An 18204-nucleotide genomic window follows, 5' to 3' on the forward strand; every position below is an offset into this window, starting at 1 on the left:
GATATTCTCAAACCTCTTTCAAGTATTCAGCAATGGCATCGAGCGAGAGCACGAGCGCACTTGGGCATGTTTGGATTGCGGCATCCGGCATCGCGGATGCCAGAGCGCCTTCAGGGTTTTGAACGATTGTCATCCCGCCAGCCTCGTAGACAGCCCGCAGGCCGTCCGCGCCATCACGGTTTGCGCCGGTTAGAATGATCGCCACCAAAGCCTCACCGAAGGCGTCGGCAGCACTTTCGAACAGGACGTCAATCGACGGGCGGGAGAAGAGTACGGGCTCATCGGACGAGAGCGAAAGGTTCCTGTCCGATTCAACGAGCAGATGATAGTCCGGTGGCGCGAAATAGATCGTGCCGGCTTTAAGCGGCTGCTTGTCCTCGGCCTCCTCGACAGACAGCCGGCACTTCGCCCGGAACAGATCGACCATCAGGCTCGGCCTGTCGGGCGGAACATGGACGACCACCATCACCGGCAGTCGAAAGCCTGCCGGCAAGCCTGGCAGGATCACCGAAAGAGCTTCGACGGCACCTGCAGAGGCGCCAATGACCACGGCTTGAGCTTCGCTCGGCATCATTCTACCCGCCTTTGATAGATCTTCTCGTCGCGCACGAAGTCCGTGAACGCATCGCCATGGAGGGAGAAACGCAGGCTTTCCTTGGAGCCGAGGCCCAGAAAGCCCTTGCGCGCGAGGGACTCCTTGAAGAGATCGACTGCCCGGTCCTGGAGCGTGCGATCGAAGTAGATCATCACATTGCGGCAGGAGATGAGATGCATTTCCGCAAAGACCGCGTCGGTAACCAGGCTATGATCCGAGAACACGACGTTGCGGCGCAGGGTCTTGTCGAACATTGCCTTGCCGTAAGCCGCCTGGAAGTAGTCGGACAACGAAGTCTTGCCGCCGGACTTGCGGTGGTTCTCGGTGAAAAGCTGCAACCTGTCGAGGGCGTAGACGCCAGCCTCCGCTGCCTGCAACGCCTCATGATTGATATCGGTGGCGTAAAAGATCGTGCGATCTTCAAGACCCTCTTCGCGGAAGAGGATCACGAGAGAGTACAATTCCTCGCCGCTGCTGCAGCCGGCAACCCAGACTTTCAGCGAAGGATAGGTTCTAAGGTGGGGAACGACCTTTTCCCGGATCGCCCTGAAATAGCTTGGGTCGCGGAACATCTCGCTCACTTGAACAGTGAGGAACCGAAGCAGCTGCGGCAACATTGCCTGGTCGTGCAGCAGGCTTGCCTGCATCTGCGAGAAGGTTTCGAACCCCAGTTGCTCCCGCGCCTTCTTCAAGCGACGCTTGGTGGACGCCATCGCGTAGTTGCGGAAGTCGTAGTGGTACTTCAAGAACAGCGCCTCAAGCAGGAGCCGGATCTCGATGTCTTCCACTTTTTCGGCAGCTGCCAGCTCTGTCATCTGGGCATCCACACGCGCACGAGCGACAGGAGCTTATCTACGTCGAGGGGCTTTGCCATATAGTCGTTGGCTCCGGCCTCGATGCAGCGCTGCTGGTCGTCGGGCATTGCCTTGGCGGTCAATGCGATGATCGGCAATCTCTTCCAGGCCGAGTTCTTGCGGATTTCCCCGGTCGCGGCCAACCCGTCCATGACAGGCATCATTACGTCCATGAGCACCAGGTCGATTGCCCTACCGTCATGCTCCGATGCTCTTTGCAGAGCCTCCAGAGCCTCGCGGCCGTTGCGCGCGATTTCGACGATGGCGCCACGGGGTTCAAGGATGTTGGTCAGCGCATAGACATTGCGGATATCATCCTCGACTACGAGGATGCGCCGGCCCTCCAGAAGCGCGTCCCTGTTGCGCGCCCTGCGGATCATCTTCTGCTGTTCGTCGGGAAGCTCCGAAATCACCTGATGCAAGAAGAGGCTGACTTCGTCGAGCAGGCGTTCAGGGGATTTCGCGCCCTTGATGATGATCGACTTCGAGTAGCGTCGCAGCTTCTGTTCGTCGTCGGCCGAGAGTTCGCGCCCCGTATAGACGATAACAGGCGGAAAGGCATAGGCACTCTCGGAGCTTAGCGTCTCCAGCAGCGAATAGCCTGAGGCGTCCGGAAGCGACAGATCGAGCACCATGCAGTCGAAGGTCTGGTCCTTCAGGAGGTCCAAGCATTCGGCGGCCGTGCTGGCGGTGACCGTTTCGACATCCTGTGTTCCGATCAATCGTGCGACCGCTTCGCGTTGAACCGGGTCATCCTCCACGATCAGGACACGGTGCACGCGCTTGGAAAACCGTGCCTCGAGCTTCTGCAGGACCTTGACCAATTCTTCCCGAGTGACGGGCTTGATGGCGTAGCCTGCGGCGCCAAGAGAAAAGGCACTTTCAGTGTGGTCGCTTCCCGATACGACGTGAATTGGGATATGGCGTGTCAAGACGTCGTGCTTCAGTCGGTCAAGTACCGCCAGACCCGACTGATCCGGCAGCCCGATGTCGAGAACGATCGCGCGCGGCATGAATTCCTTGGCCAGCGTCATGGCCTCTTCAGCCGTTGCTGCGACGATTGCCTGGAACCCCATTTCCCGCGAGAGATCACGAACGATGGCAGCGAATTTGTCGTCGTCTTCGATGACCAAGAGGACACGTCTTGCATCGGTCAGGACATCACGGTCATCCTCGACGCGGCGGACCGGCGTTGGCGCGATCGAACGCGCCTCGGCAGCTGGCGCCGTGACCATTGACGAGGGCGTATCCAGCTGCGGCTCGGGAGACGCTTGTTTTGACGGGTCGAAGCGCTCGCCGATAGTGACGGTGAACGTACTGCCCTGCCCCACCTCGCTCTTGAGCACGATGCCTCCCCCCAGGAGACGGACCAACTGTCGTGATATCGAAAGACCAAGGCCCGTACCGCCATACTTGCGGCTGATCGTGCCATCGGCCTGATGAAAGGCATCGAAGATCGTCTGCTGGTGTTCCTTAGCAATCCCGATGCCGGTGTCACTGACGGAGAAGGCAATCTTGCCATCGTTAGCGGGGTAGATCGCGAGGCTAACCTTGCCGGCCTCGGTGAACTTGATTGCATTGGAAAGCAGGTTCTTCAGAACCTGCTCGAGCCGCAACGGATCGGTTTCGATGGTGGCCGGGCAGCCCGTGGCAACGTCAATGGAGAACGCGAGCTTCTTTTCGGTCGCCAGCGGCAGAAAGACCTGACGCAGATTAGCCGCAAGACGCTCCAGCGCCACCGTTTCCGGCCGAATTTCCACGTGCCCGGCCTCGATCTTGGACAGATCGAGGATGTCGTTGATCAGGTTCAAGAGGTCATTGCCGGACGACTGGATCGTCCTGGCAAACTTCACCTGCTCCTCGGTGAGGTTGTCGTCGGAATTGTCGGCCAGAAGCTTGGCAAGGATGAGAGAGGAGTTGAGCGGCGTGCGCAACTCGTGCGACATGTTGGCGAGGAAGTCGGATTTGTATCGGCTCGCTTTCTCGAGTTCTCGCGCCTTTGCCGATACGGAGGCATTCGCGCGCTCGAGGTCATCTCGCTGCGCTTCAAGCCGCTGGGCTTGCGTTTCCAGTTGAGCATTGTTTTGCTCAAGCTCGATCTGCTGCTGCTCAAGATGCGCCTGCGATTCCTTCAGCGCCCTTCCCTGCTCTTCAAGCTCTTCGTTGGAAACGCGCAGCTCCTCGCTCTGGGTCTGCAATTCCTCGGACTGTCTTTGCGTTTCCTCCAGAAGGTTGTGAAGCTGGCCGCGATAGGTCGCCGACCTGACGGCAATCGCAATTGCCTCCGAGGCGTGATTGAGAAGGCTGACGGTAGCCTCTTCGACTGGCCTCAGAAAGCCGAGTTCGAGCACCGAATTCACCGTCGCGTCGACCTTTCCCGCCTGGATCGCCAGATGCCTCGGCTTATCCATCCCGAGCCCGGAACCAAACGCCAGATACCCGTCCGGCACATCGTCGACAACGATGGACGACCCCTCCGCGACCGCCTGCCCCAGAAGACCTTCCCGCGGTCGAACAGTCGTTGGCATGTTGGCATCACCTGGCACGCCGCGGACCGCGACGCGCTGGAACGAACCGCCGCCGCCGATGAAGATCGCGCCTGCAACGGCGCCGACATAGGGCGCCAGGAACTGGAGGATGCTGTTACCAAGTTGGTCGATGGACTGATCGCCCATCATGGCCGATGCCAGCCCGACCTGGCCGGCCTGCAGCCACTCGCCTCTTCGGCGGGCGATCGTTGCCCTACGGACGAGAGTTGCGATCGCTACGATCAAACCGATCCCGACGAGAATTGAGAAAAGGGTGCTCAGACGCGCCGTTTTCTGCGCGTTCTCCATTTCGGCAAGGCGGTCGAGGCGAACTTCCAACTCTCCTGCCGACAACGCTGCAACCTGGTTTCGAACACCATCCATTTCGATCTTGCCGCGATCCGAGTTCACCATCGCGATCGCGGCCTCAAGACCATCGCTCCGCCGCCGATCGATCGTCTCATCCAGTTCGGCGAGCTTGGCCTCCACATTTTGCCTGAGCGTCATCAACCGCTGGCTTTGTCCGGGATTGGCGGCGGTCAGTTGGCCGATTTGGTCCAGTTTTGGTCGAATGGCCTGAAGCGCTGCATTGTAAGGCGCAAGGTAGCTATCGTTGTTCGTCAGCAGAAAGCCACGTTGCCCGGTCTCTGCATCCTGAACAAGCGAAAGCAGTTCATCGAGCGCAACGATGGCAACGTGCGTTTGGACGATTCTCTCGTTGCCTTTGCGTAAGGCCTCAAGATTGAGGTAGGCGACGTATCCGCTGAGAACGAAGAAAAACAGGGTGCCGGCGAGACCGAGCGCGATGCCAGGTTCAAGGCCGAAGAGCTGCCCAAACGATCGCGATTTTTGTCCTAGCCTCGTGGCTGTTTTCGCTGACATCAAAACTCCGACTGGGAGAGAGAACTGAGGGTGCCTGGCAATGAACGGAAAGTCAGTTGGCCGCAGCAATGGATCGTCAGGACCATCCTGGAAAGGGCCAAGGCTCCTGCCGTAACCTCGTCCGCGTCGTCCAGATGGGTTCGTGGCATATCAGATCAAAAGCCGAAGCGCGTGAAATATCCATAGAAAACAAAACGCGCCGTCCTTATCCCCAGCCACACTCCGCGAGAGGCCACACACGATCAGACGGGTGCGCCGACGCGTAATCTATGGCTCAAAGGTCTTGTTTCCACCTTCCGCAACCTCATTGCCGTCTATCTCGCGGAGACCTGTCGCATTTTGGTGACACCGCACCATCGGCAGCGACGTATCAGACAGGTAGCGGAACCGTTTGCAAGGCCCGGCGTTAATAGGCTTGGACGCATTTCTATCGGGGATTAGCGCCATGTCAGGCGGCAACATCACGTCCGAAACGGAACGCCCGGTGGTACAGACCGCTTGGGCGACGGATCGTGGCGAGATGGCTGCCTTGATCCAAGGCTTTGATTGGTCTCAAACTTCGCTCGGGCCGATGGAGAGCTGGTCGCCAACACTGCGGATCATGGTCCCGTTCCTTCTGGTCAACCGCTTTCCGTTGTTGCTGTGGTGGGGCCCGGACTATGTCTCCATCTACAACGATGCCTATAGCCCTGTGCTTGGAGCGAAGCACCCTTGGGCGCTCGGCAAGCCTGTGAGCGAATGCTGGAGTGAAATCTGGCATGTGCTGCGACCGCTTATCGACGAGCCGTTCCACGGCGGGCCGGCGACCTGGAACGATGACATCGAACTGGAGATCAACAGGAACGGTTTTCTGGAAGAAACCCATTTCACCATCGCCTACAGTCCCGTCCCGGACGAAGCGGCCGAAAACGGTATCGGCGGGGTTCTCGCAACTGTCACGGAGATCACGGAAAAGGTCATCGGAGAACGTCGGATCCTCGCATTGCGAGATCTCGCCTCCCGCTCGGGAGAAGCGCATAGCGCAGCGGAGGCGTGCGCAATCGCCACCGACACCTTAGGCAAGCATGAACGCGACATACCCTTCGCTCTGCTCTACCTTCTCGACAGCGATCGCAAATACGCACGCTTGGCCGGAGCGACGGGCCTCGAAGCGGGCCACCCATTCGGTGTTGACAAAGTCGCCCTGACCTCCCGGGACAACGGAAAAGCTTGGCCCTTTCAAATGGCCACATCAACCACGATCGTCGAGAATTTGGGCGTGCGGTTCGCCTGCGACGATGATGGGAAACTGCTTGAGTTTTCTGACAAGGCGGCAGTGCTCCCACTGTCGGCTTCCAGCGCGCGCGACCCGACCGGTTTCCTCGTGGCGGGGATCAATTCGCGATTGAAGCTCGACGAGCATTATCACGACTTCCTGGAGCTCATGAAAGCCCAAGTCGTCAGCGCCATTGCCAACGCCCAGTCGCGCGAGGATGAGCGTAAACGATCGGAAGCGCTCGCAGAAATCGACCGGGCAAAGACGGTCTTCTTCTCCAATGTCAGCCATGAATTTCGCACGCCACTGACGCTGATGATCGGGCACATCGAGGATCTTCTATCCCATCGGCCGGGCCCCACCGACGATCGCGAACAGCTTCTAATCGCTCACCGCAATTCACTGCGGTTGCTCAAGCTGGTCAACACGTTGCTCGAGTTCTCGCGCATCGAGGCCGGACGCCTGCAGGCGTCGTTCGTGCCGACAGACCTTCCGGCGGCGACGGCAGAGCTTGCGAGCGCATTTCGTTCGGCGACCGAAAAGGCCGGACTACGGCTCATAGTCGATACGCCTCCGCTTGCCGAAACAGCCCACGTCGATCGCCAGATGTGGGAGAAGATCGTCCTCAATCTCCTCTCAAATGCGTTCAAGTTCACGCTGGAGGGCGAAATCGAGGTGCGTCTTGCCATCGATGGTCCCGACTTCGTGCTGACGGTCCGGGACACCGGGATAGGCGTTCCCGACGACGAGTTGCCTCGTCTCTTCGAGCGTTTCCACCGCGTCGAGGGAGCCGAGGGCCGCACGCAAGAGGGATCCGGTATCGGCCTTGCCTTCGTCCAGGAGCTGGTCAGGCTTCATGGCGGCGCCGTGTCCGCGCGGAGTATCCTTGGCAAGGGCACCACGTTGCGGGTCTCGATCCCAAGGGGCAGAGCCCACCTGTCGCATGACCACACAGCAACGCCTGAGGCGCGCACATCGACCGCGATAGGTGCCACGCCTTTTGTCGAGGAGGCCCTCAGGTGGCTTCCTGACGATGGCCACGCGGATACCGGACTGCCCGAGATCGAGCCTGCCCCGACGGTCGCGGATGCACACAATCACGCGCGTGAATGTTTGCTGGTCGTCGATGATAACGCGGATATGCGCGACTACTTGCGCCGCTTGTTTGGCGGCCGGTACGAACTGGATCTCGTCGGCAGCGGAGATGCGGCGCTTTCCGCCGTCGCCGCTCGCAAGCCTCACCTCGTCCTGACCGACATCATGATCCCGGGCTTCGACGGGCTGGAGCTTTTGAGGCGCCTGCGTGCCGACCCGCAAACGAATACGATCCCAATTATCCTTTTATCCGCGCGCGCCGGTGAGGAAAGCCGCATCGAGGGCATGAGGGCCGGCGCTGACGATTACATGATCAAACCTTTCAGCGCGCGCGAACTCCTGGCCCGCGTGGAGGCGCACCTCAAGATCGCCCGATACCGAACCAAATCCGCCGAGAGGTTGAAGGAGAACGAGACGCGGTTCCGCGCATTCGTCACCGCCACCTCCGACGTCGTCTACCGGATGGGGCCCGATTGGCGCGAGATGCGTTTTTTGCAGGGTAAAGACTTCGTTGCCGACACCGAAGATCCGAGCGAAAGCTGGCTCGAAAAATATGTTCCCGCCGACGATCAGGGTCCGATCCTTGCTCGCATTGGTAACGCCATTCGCGACAAAGCGATCTTCGAGATGGAGCATCGTGTCATTCGCGTCGACGGCAGCCTCGGGTGGACGTATTCGCGTGCCATACCGGTGCTTGGACCGGACGATGAGATCGTCGAGTGGTTCGGCGCTGCACGAGACATTACCGCGCGCAAGCAATCCGAGGAGACCCAGAAACTGCTGCTGAGCGAGCTTAGCCACCGGGTGAAAAACATGCTCGCAACCGTCCAGGCAATTGCCAACCAGACCCTGCGTTCGGCAAAGGATCCGACGGCGTTCGCCGAGAGCTTCAGCGGCCGCCTGCAGTCCATGTCGCGCATGCATACCATCCTCAGCCGCACCGGTTGGCAGGGTGCGGATTTCGAAGACATCATCCGTGACCAGCTCCCGCCTGCAGCGCTTGCGAGCGGTCGGGTTGCTACGTCCGGTCCCAATACGCGCTTCGACGCGCAAACCGCCACACACATGGCCATGATCCTGCACGAACTCTGCACGAATGCAGCCAAGTACGGCTCGCTGTCGATGCCGGACGGGACGGTCGCGGTCGTATGGAGCGTGCACGACGGACTGCTCTCAATCGCTTGGACGGAACGGGGCGGGCCAGTCGTCCAATCGCCGGCCGTCCCCGGTTTCGGAACAAAACTCATCAAGCAGATCGCAAGCAGCGGAGGGGGAAGCGCCCAAGGCGCAGTCGATGCGTCGGGCATGACGTGGAAGATCGAGATGCCCATGGAGGCTGAAGCCGCGCTAAGCACTGCCGATGTGAGCACCCCCCTGGCAACCGTCCCAACTGACGCGGCAGCGGGACTGCCGAGCCTCAAAGGCAAGAGGTTTGTGGTCATTGAGGATGAAGCGCTTATTGCGTTTGAAATCGCCTCCATACTGGAGCGTGAACACGCCGAGGTCGCGGGACCTGCCTCGACGGTTGGCGATGCCTTACACATCATTGAGCAGGAGGAGTTGGACGCAGCATTGGTCGACGCAAACCTGCGCGGCCAGCCAGTCGGCGAGATCGCGACCGCGCTCACGCAGAAACAGATCCCGTTTGTCTTCGTCACGGGCTACGGACGAGAAGCGCTGCCCTCTGGCTTTGCAAACGCGACGATGCTGGCAAAACCATTCGATCCCGAGCAGTTGCTCAAGGCTGCGGCCTTGCTTGTTGCCCGACCAAACCCGGTCTTGAGGTTCAGACATTGAGCTGCGTTTCAGTCTCTTCGCCGGCTGACGGCACGGCCGAATCGCATTGCATTTCCGCCGCCTTGCGCTACGCTTTTGGGACGCTCTGCGACGGCCATGTGCCTTTCTGTAACCTGTTCGACCGGAGTTCGCTGGAGCATTCACATGCTTGTCGACATCAATGATCCCCAGTCGTCCGGCCAGCGCGTCCCCCATGGCGACGACAGGTTTCGCGAGATCTTCGAGTCCGCCGGCGTTGCCGTCTGGGAACAGGACTTTACCGGCGTCGTCGACCTGCTGGATGACTTGCGGTCGAGCGGGGTGAGCGACCTGCGAGCTTACTTCGACGCCCACCCCGAGCAGCTTCGCGAAGCAATTTCCCGCGTACGCATTATCGACGTCAATCCGTTTACGGTCGAGTTGTTCGAGGCCCGGGAGAAGGACGAGCTTCTGCGTTCGCTTTCGGACGTTTTCCTGCCAGAGACCGCCCCGATTTTCGTTGAGGAGTTGGTCACCTTATGGGAGGGCCGTCGGCGGTTCGGCAGCGACGCCGTCGTGCGAACGTTGCGCGGGCAACGGCTCGACGTGGTCTTTACCATCACGTTCGAAGGGCCGCGCCTTGAACGAGCCTTTGTCAGCATCCTGGATATCTCCAAGCGCAAAGCCGCAGAAAGGCGCCTTGAGGCCGTCGACCGGATCGCCAAGGCGATCGCCAGCAATCTCGACCTCGATCGTATCGTGCAGACCGTCACCGACGCGGCCACCGCGCTTGCGGGAGCACAGTTCGGAGCCTTCTTTTACAATCTCGTCGACCCGCAGGGTGAGCGCTACACGCTCTACGCGCTGTCAGGTGCGGCACGCTCGGCGTTCGAAAATTTCGAACTTCCACGCAACACAGCCGTGTTCGAGCCGACCTTTCGCGGCCATGGCGCGGTTCGATCAGACGATATTCGCGCGGACCCGCGCTATGGCAAATCGGCGCCGCATTTCGGCATGCCAAAAGGACACCTTCCCGTCGTGAGTTATCTCGCCGTTCCGGTGGTCTCACGATCCGGGGAGGTTCATGGCGGACTTTTCTTCGGCCACGATCAGCCAGGCGTATTCACGGCAGAGTCTGAAATAGCCGTCGCTTCCATCGCCGCGCATGCCGCGATCGCTATCGACAACGCGCAGTTGCTGAAGGCGGCTGAGCGCGAGGTCGCGGTGCGCCGCGATGCCGAACGTGCAATTCAGCAGCTCGCTGCCATTGTCGAGTCTTCGGAAGACGCGATCCTTTCGATGGACCTCGACGGCATGATCATGAGCTGGAACGCCAGTGCTGAGCGACTATATGGCTACACGGCGCAAGAAGCCGTTGGCAGCCCCGTCACGCTTCTCATCCCCGCTGATCGGCTGGGAGAGGAGTTGGAGATCCTGGCGCAGATTCGCGCCGGCCATCGTGTTGACCACTTCGAAACGCTACGTCAGAGAAAGGACGGCAAGCTCGTTCCGATTTCTCTTAGAATCTCGCCGATCCGTGACGGCAGCGGTGCGGTCGTCGGCGCGTCGAAGATCGCCCGCGACATCAGCGAGCGCAAGCAAGCAGAGCAGCAGAAAGACCTTCTCATCCAGGAGATGGCCCACCGGGTCAAGAACCTGTTCATGGTATCGAGCAGCGTGGTGACCTTAAGCGCAAGGTCGGCCGAAAGTCCGAGTGGGCTTGCAGCAGCCGTCACGGCGCGACTGGGTTCGCTGGCAAGAGCACATGCGCTCACGCTACCGAGCCCCCACGGCAACGGCGCCATCGAAGGGCGTGCCAATCTACAGGCGCTTCTGTCAACGCTGCTTTCTCCTTATGACGGAGAGATGGCGAGTGGTGCCCGTCGCGTTACGACCCGCGGCTGTGACTTCCCGGTCTCGCCGTCAGCAATTACCGGGTTCTCGCTGGTCGTGCATGAGCTGGCGACGAACGCCGCCAAATATGGGGCGCTATCGACGGACGCCGGTCATCTGGATCTTGAAACGATCGACCACGGCGAAACGCTGGAATTTGTTTGGACCGAACGCGGCGGCCCGACAGTGGCCCCATCTGACACGGAGGGCTTCGGGACGAAGCTTGCAAAGCTGACCATCGAGAAGCAATTCGGCGGGGAGATCCGTCGCAAGTGGCATTCCGAGGGGCTCGTCATACAGCTGATCGTACCAAGAGACCGCTTGGAAGGAGTGGATCAGTAGGCCCGCGCCGTGAAGGCATCCCCCTGTCCTGAGCGTGGAACTTATAAGCTGGCCGCGCATTGTCAGAGGAGAATTTTAGCAAATAGTGAAAGGCATTCTCCAATGCCCTCTGTCGATGGAACGGGCCAGCGGGCGTCGCCGTTGGAAAACCAGGTGGTTGATCTCATTCCTGCGCTGAGATCCTTTGCCCGTACCTTCGTCAAGTCGAGTTCCGAGGCGGATGACCTGCTTCAGGAAACACTGTTTCGCGCCCTGCGCGGGATCGATGGTTTTGAACCGGGAACCAATCTGAAGTCTTGGCTCTTCACAATCATGCACAACGCCTTTCGCACCCAATACAAACTTCAAAGGCGCGAAGCTCCCGGCGCCGTGGACTGCGCCGAACTGCCAATCCCGATGCCTGCGCCACAGGAATGGTGCGCCCTGCACGCTGAATTGCGCGGCGCGCTCGATCGCCTATCGCCCGACCACAGGGAGGTTTTGATCCTCGTCGCCGGATATGGTTTGAGCTACAAGGAAGCCGCCGACCTTTGCGACTGTGCGGTGGGCACTATCAAGAGCAGATTGAACAGGGCGCGCGATGAGCTTTGCGACGAGATGAGCGGTGTCTCGTTCACCTAGACCGCCGAGCCAATCTGCAGTTTGACAGGGCGATTGCCTTCTTCACCCGGAGGATGATGCCTCAGGGCTCATCCGCCGCACCAGGAGCTTTGCGATGCGGTGCAGTCGATGGGGCAACTATTGTCCCCGGGCCACCCTCATCGGCCGTCTCCTCAAATGGCTCTCCGGTTTCGATTTCGTGACGCGCCTGTTCCCAGTGGCGTTTGTCCTGGCCTTCCGGGCGCCCCTCGCTCTCCCAGATGGCATAGGCTCGTTGACGGATGCGCTCGTATTTTTCGTCCTCGTTTTGCATGGGGTCGTATCCTCCCGGTGATCTCGTTGCTTGAACCCGGCAGTCTCGCATTTGTTCCCGCTGACAACGGTGAAGCATCAAGCCAGGCTTGAACGTAAGATGGCCCCCGCAGAGGCCGCCGACGGGCAAGGAATCCTCGCCGATTGCTGGGCAACCGCTTGCCGTCACTTTAACCAGCTCGTGACAACTGCCTCAGTTCGGTCCGTAGGGACTTTCGCGGTGGACGAGAGCCATCAACTCGTGCAGCCATTCGCCGATTGGCTGGGCTTTAAATCTCGTGGGAGCCAATACAATCGCGCGTTCGAGCGTCCGCTCGACCAGTCGGTCCGCCAACCGGACATCCGACACCAACATTCGCGCCCTCAACCGCAACTCGGGCACGAGGCCGAGGATGTTGGGTTCGGCAAAGTCGGCGCATATGGGAGATAAGGTCGACAGGTTCTGAAGGTGTTGCTCGAAGACAGCACTGACCAGGTCAGAAAAGCCTGCCCCCTTGCTGAGGCGCGCAGAATTCTTGAAGCGGTCGGGAACATCGAGGCTGTCATAGCCGCTGTAGAAAATGACCGGGATGGATCGACGGACGAGTTCGTCCGCGGCCGGAAAGATCAATTCGCCGTTCAAATTGATATCAAGAACAGCGACCTGGATATCGTCCGCTTTGGAGAGGCTGCTCAAGGTCGCATTAACAGTGGGGGTCGGACCGATGATCGTCACGCCGGCTTGCTCGAGCCAGTAGGAGATTTCGTTCGCGACGTAGAACTCGTCCTCGGCCACCAATACCCTCAGTTGCCGGTCCGGCGTCATCTCTCATCCTCGCCTTGCTTCGCCGGTCGTGCCATTTCTGAAGGATCACGCTTGGCGACGGTCTGCCGGGTATCGATTGCCTTCTGCAATCTGCTTGCCAGGATCAGCAGTCGATCCGGGATGTCATCAACAGCAACAATATTGACGGCGCCCGTATCGGACGCCGCATCTGGCCCCATAGGGGCTTCGGCGTTGCGGTTCGCATTCTTGTCAGAAGCCATCTCGTCCTCGCCACTCGCGCGAACTCACTGTCAACAAGCGCGAGGGGAAGGATACCTCTTGCGTGCGGCGAAGCCAAGCGTTCCACGCGGACGACAGCGTGCTTGTCGGTGATCTGCTGGTTTAGCAAACGCTACTCCGGCCTCCCTTAAGCATACAGACACTTGCCGCAGCAGGTACACGCTCTCAATGGAACCAATCGTCCCGCGGATGGTTTTTCAGCCGAAGATTGCGGCGAAAGTCATCCGGTCCGCCGGCACGCGTTCCGAGGAGGACGCTCATCGACGGCGCGATGCGGCAAAGGATGGTGCGATGCTTGGAACACTTCTTCTGATTGTCCTGATCTTGCTTCTGGTCGGCGCGTTCCCGGCCTGGCCCCACTCGTCGTCATGGGGTTATGGCCCGTCAGGCCTGGTCGGCATTCTCGTGCTGGTGCTCGTCGTCCTGCTTCTGATGGGACGCATTTGATCGGACCTGAACCCATGCCAGCCGATGGCGTCGAACTCATTTACGTCTCCGACAAGGAGCCCGGCTACACCCGTACTCGGTTGGCCGACGGCTTTCGCTATCGCCGGCCGGACGGGACGTTATTGAAAGACCCCAAAGTCATCGCGCGCATCGAGGCATTGGGTCTGCCCCCGGCCTATGAGCGCGTTTGGATCTGCCTGAACGAGAGCGGGCACCTGCAGGCGACAGGTTATGACGTGCGCGGAAGAAAGCAGTACCGGTATCATGAGCAATGGCAGCAGATGCGCAGTCAGGAAAAATTTGATCAGCTTTCTGTTTTCGCAAGGACATTGCCGCGGATCCGACGGAAAATCCGGCGTCATATGGACGGCCCGGTCGACGACGTAACGACTGTGCTGGCGGCCCTTGTTGCCTTGCTCGACCAGGCCCCGCTTCGCATCGGCAACGCGACTTACGTTGAGGAGAACGGGACCTATGGTGCCGCAACGCTTCTAAAGCGCCATCTCAGGGTGAACAGCGGTTACATCGAATTGAACTTCAAGGGAAAAGGCGGACGACGTATTCGAAGGCGGTTGAGAAATCCGCGCCTGCAACGAGTGCTTGAGGAGATTTCGGACCTCCCCGGGCGACAGCTCTTTGTGTCTGTCAGTTCCGATGGCAAGACGCAGCCGATCGATTCTGGTCGCTTCAACCGCTATCTTGCCGACATGTCCGAAGCGCCGATCTCCGCCAAGACCTTTCGGACCTGGGCCGGCAGCGTCGCCGCCTTTGCTGTCGCGCGCCAAGCGTTGAGCGAAGGGCTGCGGCCCACCATCAAGGACATGTGCGAAGCAGCAGCCGAGGTCCTGCACAATACCAAGGCGGTTTGCAGAAAAAGCTATGTCCACCCCGCAGTTCTCGCGCTTGCGAACGGAACCGGCGCTGTTGCTTCTGGCAAACACCGCAACGCCAAGCCGGTCGCGGGTCTGCGCGTGGACGAGACACAACTCCTGAGGTTCCTTGAGAACGGCAAAGCCCGCAAGGCACCCACGCCCTGCAATTGATCAGCAGCCGGTCGCACCGTCCAAGTCGCCTCGATTGAACCTCGCGCGTCGTGCCCGCATGGTAGATGTCGTTCAAGGCATCGGGGAACAACGTATCGAGCGTCTTTTCGGGCATAGCGCAACCCCTTCTTGCCAGCTGACGCGGAGCCCGCAATCTCGCGGGCGAACGATGGTTCGAAACGGGAACAAAAAGTCGGTTCGCACACTTGGATTGGCAGACGCCTGACGAAAACACGATTTCGGGCAGCGCGACCAAAACAAGAATGGGAGGCCGATATGAAAGAGACTGAAACAACGTTCAGAGAGGCTCAAGCAATCCGCGGCACTGGCGTGCCTAGACGCGGTCGCGCGAAGGTGATCGACCCGGCCGAGGTCGTGTTTCGCGGCCATTACGACCTGGCGGAACTCATCGCGAGGTATGGGCTAGCCCCGATGGACGCGCGCAAGATCCTCGAGGAGGTTGGTCCTGCACGGACTAGCCTCGATCGATACATGCGCGAGCGCAGCATCCAAATCAGCAACTGATCACCCAGCGCAGACACTGTATCAATCGCCGCGCGGCACTCGCCGCGCGGTTTTCACATATCTAGCTGTGGCCATTCCAGAAAGCGATCTGCCGGCCCGACCAAACGCCAGCGGAAAAACGCTTTGCCGCGAGCGGGTTCCACCTTCGCACTCAAGGCCTGTGGCACGATCCGTTTCAACACGACTGAGCCGAAACCCGAACGGGGCAATTGGGGATTGCCGCCGTGCGAGACAAGTTCCTCCTCCCAGGTGATTGAGAAGTTCGACTTCGCACCATGCGTCGTAAGCGCCCAACTAATGGATATGGTGCCCTCGCCCGCCCTCAGCACGCCGTCCTTCGACGAGTTCATGGCCAGTTCGTGGATCGCCATCCCGAGATTTTCAATGGCGGCCGGGGCAAGCGCGACATCAGGCCCGGACAGCGTGCAGTGCGCCTCAGCATGAAACGGGGCAATTTGCGTCTCAACGAGGCCCCTGAGGTCGGTTCCTTTCCAATCGGCCGACGCGATCAAATCATGTGACGCCGACAGGGCCCAGATCCGCTCCTCGAGGTTCTTTTGAAAGGTCGCGGCATCCGACACTTCGCTGCGGCTTTGCCTTATCATCGAAAGAATAATGGCGTACTGGTTCTTGACGCGATGGTTGACCTCCCGCAGCAGTAGACGGATCCGCCGTTCACGGTCCTTTGTGGCCGTAATGTCGCGCGCAACCTTGGATGCTCCGACGATGCGGCCCTCAGCGTTGCGGATCGGCGACATCACCAGGGAGACCGAGACATAGCGGCCATCCTTTCGCTGCCGTACGGTCTCGAAGGGCTCGATCCTCTCACCCCGGCGCAGGCGCCGCAGGAGCTCTCCTTCCTCATCATGAAGATGGGACGGTACGATGGTCAGGATCGATCGTCCGATCATCTCGTCGGCCGGATATCCGAACAAGCGCTCCGCCGCGCCGTTCCAGGTTTGAACGATGCCGTCGAGATCCTTGCTCACGATGGCGTCGAAGGAGGACTCCACGATGGCCGCAAATCTCGATCGCAGGATGTCGTCGGCCACCTCCTTATCGAACGCGTCTTGCGGCATCGGTATCACTCCAGACAAACAGAATCACGAACATCAACTTTCCTGGTGACTAAGCCGCTGGCTTTGTGATTGTTCCAAAATACTTAGCCGGTAACAAAGTTCAGTGGGACGCACGGGGTTCGTTTGAATGGCGCGGTTCGTCGTCAGCCCTCGAAGGGCCGAAGACCTCTGCCGTCACCGTTTGCGTGCCGGCTCCGACTGCCAATCCACTGCGGGTAACTGAGCGTGCTCTGGAAGGAGGGTTCACTCGGGAGGGCAGCTGATCCTTACGATGACGCGATTGGCACCGGCAACTTGTTCGGCGAGACGCCGCACATGCTCAGCGCCGCCCACGGCATCAATCGCGCCTTCGATGACGAGACAATTTCCAAGGACTCTGAATGTCAGGTTTCGGGTTTCAAATCTTGCCTCTGACCCCAGAGCGCATTTTATCGATGAGACCAACCCCGCGATATCTGCCCCCTCGCCACAGCGGCCACCGAATTCCGGTAATATCAGTATCATTGCCATCCTCCGTTCCGCCTCCAAACTCGTACCTACGGGTGTTGTTCCGCTCATGGGCAAATCGGCAGACCTGGATACTCCTCAGGAACTTGCGTTCCGCCTCGACGTTACTCACTGCAGCAAAGTGCGCTGGTGCTACACTCGCGCACGGGACGGGGGTATGACTGGTCGAGGGGCAAGGATGGCAAGCACCCGAACACGGGCTGATTTTAACCACGGGCGCTTTGCGAAGGGCCTGGCGAGAGGCATCGCTGGCGCCCTTTTATTTGCCCTGCCCATGTTCTTGACGATGGAGATGTGGGAACTCGGGCTTTACATCGACCGCTTTAGACTGGTGCTCTTGCTGTTGATCAACATCCCGTTGCTCATCCTTCTTGCACGTCGGATCGGGTTCGAAGATGTTTCGACCTGGCGCGAAGCGGTGCGGGACGCAAGCATTGCCTATTTCCTCGGGGTGGCCGCGAGCGCCGCTGTTCTATCGATCATCGGCGTCCTGAGATTTGGGCAGGCAATTCCGGAAGCGATTGGCATGATCGCCATTCAGGCGGTCCCAGCCAGTATCGGCGCTCTTCTTGGACGGAGCGAACTCGGGCAGCATGAAGACGGCGACGAAGACCCTGTCAGTGAAGATCTGGACGAGGGCTACGGCGGTGAACTCTTCATGATGGCTGTCGGTGCCCTTTTTCTCGGTCTCAATGTCGCCCCGACGGAAGAGATGATCCTGGTATCCTTCAAGATGTCACCCTGCCACGCCATCGCCGTCATCGTGGCATCGATCCTGCTGATGCATGGCTTCGTCTACGCGCTCTCGTTCATCGGCGGGCATCAGGTCGAAGAAGGGACGCCCGGATGGCATGCCATGATCCGCTTTACGTTCCCTGGCTACATCATCGCCTTTTCAATCAGTCTCTATTGTCTCTGGACCTTTCATCGGTTGGACGGCATCGATCCGACCCAGGCAATCATGGCCACCGTCGTGCTCGGGTTTCCAAGCGCGATCGGTGCTGCGGCTGCGCGCCTCATCCTTTAGGTGTTTTCATGGCAAAGCCGTCGAAATCGGGGTCCGTTGAAAGTCGCGAGGCGCACTGGGTCGAGTGGCTAACCGGTTCGGTTTCCGCCGTGTTTGTCATCGCGCTCATCGGCTGGATCGGTTTCAACGCCGCGACGCAGGGCAACGGCCCTCCAGACCTCACCGTCACGATCATCAGCGTCGAGAAACGCGCGGGCGGCTATCTGGTGATGTTCGATGCCCAGAACGCGGCCGATCGAACGGCGGCCGGCGTCGTCGTGCGCGGCGAAATCACGAGCGGAGACACCGTCGTCGAAACGGCCGAGACCACGCTCGACTATGTGCCGATGCAATCGAGCGCGCGGGGCGGATTGATCTTTCGCAACGACCCCGAGGGTCGATCCCGCCTTTTTGCCACCGGTTTCAGCGAGCCATAGCATA

15 protein-coding genes are annotated in these 18204 nt (G+C 59.8%); 8 read left to right on the forward strand and 7 right to left on the reverse strand.

What is annotated here, in order from left to right:
* Positions 1-7: 7 nt before the first annotated feature.
* Genes VGO04_RS32345 through VGO04_RS32355 form a run of 3 tightly spaced genes read right to left on the reverse strand, consistent with a single transcriptional unit; the run spans position 8 to position 4859 of the window.
* Complete coding sequence (locus VGO04_RS32345) at positions 8-574, reverse strand: chemotaxis protein CheB (RefSeq protein ID WP_327500083.1); 567 nt, start codon at positions 572-574, stop codon at positions 8-10.
* The gene (locus tag VGO04_RS32350; protein ID WP_327500084.1) at positions 571-1410 is read right to left on the reverse strand and encodes a CheR family methyltransferase; all 840 of its coding nucleotides are present in this window, start codon (positions 1408-1410) and stop codon (positions 571-573) included. Before VGO04_RS32350 ends, VGO04_RS32345 begins: the two co-directional genes overlap by 4 nt.
* The gene (locus VGO04_RS32355) at positions 1407-4859 is read right to left on the reverse strand and encodes a response regulator (RefSeq protein ID WP_327500085.1); all 3453 of its coding nucleotides are present in this window, start codon (positions 4857-4859) and stop codon (positions 1407-1409) included. The genes VGO04_RS32350 and VGO04_RS32355 overlap by 4 nt, the downstream gene beginning before the upstream one ends.
* A 445-nt stretch (positions 4860-5304) precedes the next feature.
* On the opposite strand from VGO04_RS32355, the gene VGO04_RS32360 reads away from it, so the two are divergent.
* The 3 genes from VGO04_RS32360 to VGO04_RS32370 all read left to right on the forward strand — a co-directional run bounded on the left by VGO04_RS32360 (position 5305) and on the right by VGO04_RS32370 (position 11820).
* Positions 5305-9006, forward strand: coding sequence for a response regulator (locus tag VGO04_RS32360; RefSeq protein ID WP_327500086.1), 3702 nt, complete (start codon positions 5305-5307; stop codon positions 9004-9006).
* A 144-nt stretch (positions 9007-9150) separates the two neighbouring features.
* Positions 9151-11199: a PAS domain S-box protein gene (locus VGO04_RS32365; RefSeq protein ID WP_327500087.1), complete on the forward strand. Its 2049-nt coding sequence runs from the start codon at positions 9151-9153 to the stop codon at positions 11197-11199.
* A 102-nt stretch (positions 11200-11301) separates the two neighbouring features.
* Entirely contained in the window at positions 11302-11820 is a 519-nt protein-coding gene (locus VGO04_RS32370; RefSeq protein ID WP_327500182.1) for a sigma-70 family RNA polymerase sigma factor, read from the forward strand.
* Positions 11821-11881: 61 nt separating this feature from the next.
* Here the strand turns inward: VGO04_RS32370 and VGO04_RS32375 are convergent, their stop codons facing one another.
* From VGO04_RS32375 to VGO04_RS32385, 3 genes are all read right to left on the reverse strand, one after another.
* Positions 11882-12112: a DUF2934 domain-containing protein gene (locus VGO04_RS32375; protein WP_327500088.1), complete on the reverse strand. Its 231-nt coding sequence runs from the start codon at positions 12110-12112 to the stop codon at positions 11882-11884.
* Positions 12113-12304: 192 nt separating this feature from the next.
* Positions 12305-12916: a hypothetical protein gene (locus VGO04_RS32380; RefSeq protein ID WP_327500089.1), complete on the reverse strand. Its 612-nt coding sequence runs from the start codon at positions 12914-12916 to the stop codon at positions 12305-12307.
* Positions 12913-13137, reverse strand: a complete 225-nt coding sequence (locus VGO04_RS32385; RefSeq protein WP_327500090.1) for a hypothetical protein — start codon at positions 13135-13137, stop codon at positions 12913-12915. Before VGO04_RS32385 ends, VGO04_RS32380 begins: the two co-directional genes overlap by 4 nt.
* Before the next feature lie 310 nt (positions 13138-13447).
* Between VGO04_RS32385 and VGO04_RS32390 the strand changes: the two genes are divergently transcribed.
* The 3 genes from VGO04_RS32390 (at position 13448) to VGO04_RS32400 (ending at position 15171) form a co-directional block, all read left to right on the forward strand.
* Positions 13448-13603, forward strand: coding sequence for a DUF3309 family protein (locus tag VGO04_RS32390; protein WP_327500091.1), 156 nt, complete (start codon positions 13448-13450; stop codon positions 13601-13603).
* Positions 13604-13617: 14 nt separating this feature from the next.
* On the forward strand, positions 13618-14646 hold the full coding sequence (locus VGO04_RS32395) for a DNA topoisomerase IB (RefSeq protein ID WP_327500092.1): 1029 nt from the start codon (positions 13618-13620) through the stop codon (positions 14644-14646).
* 276 nt (positions 14647-14922) lie between these two features.
* Positions 14923-15171, forward strand: a complete 249-nt coding sequence (locus tag VGO04_RS32400) for a hypothetical protein (RefSeq protein WP_327500093.1) — start codon at positions 14923-14925, stop codon at positions 15169-15171.
* A 53-nt stretch (positions 15172-15224) separates the two neighbouring features.
* Here VGO04_RS32400 and VGO04_RS32405 read toward each other — a convergent pair whose 3' ends face one another.
* Positions 15225-16250: a PAS domain S-box protein gene (locus tag VGO04_RS32405; RefSeq protein WP_327500094.1), complete on the reverse strand. Its 1026-nt coding sequence runs from the start codon at positions 16248-16250 to the stop codon at positions 15225-15227.
* 685 nt (positions 16251-16935) lie between these two features.
* Here VGO04_RS32405 and VGO04_RS32410 point away from each other — a divergent pair.
* Both VGO04_RS32410 and VGO04_RS32415 read left to right on the forward strand, forming a co-directional pair.
* On the forward strand, positions 16936-17784 hold the full coding sequence (locus VGO04_RS32410; RefSeq protein WP_414650646.1) for a TIGR02587 family membrane protein: 849 nt from the start codon (positions 16936-16938) through the stop codon (positions 17782-17784).
* Between the two features lie 8 nt (positions 17785-17792).
* Positions 17793-18200 carry a TIGR02588 family protein gene (locus VGO04_RS32415; protein WP_327500096.1) on the forward strand — a complete coding sequence of 136 codons (408 nt, stop codon included), beginning with the start codon at positions 17793-17795 and terminating at the stop codon, positions 18198-18200.
* The last annotated feature ends 4 nt before the right edge of the window (positions 18201-18204 follow it).

The organism is Ensifer sp. (assembly GCF_035999185.1).
Taxonomy (GTDB): Bacteria; Pseudomonadota; Alphaproteobacteria; order Rhizobiales; family Rhizobiaceae; genus Ensifer.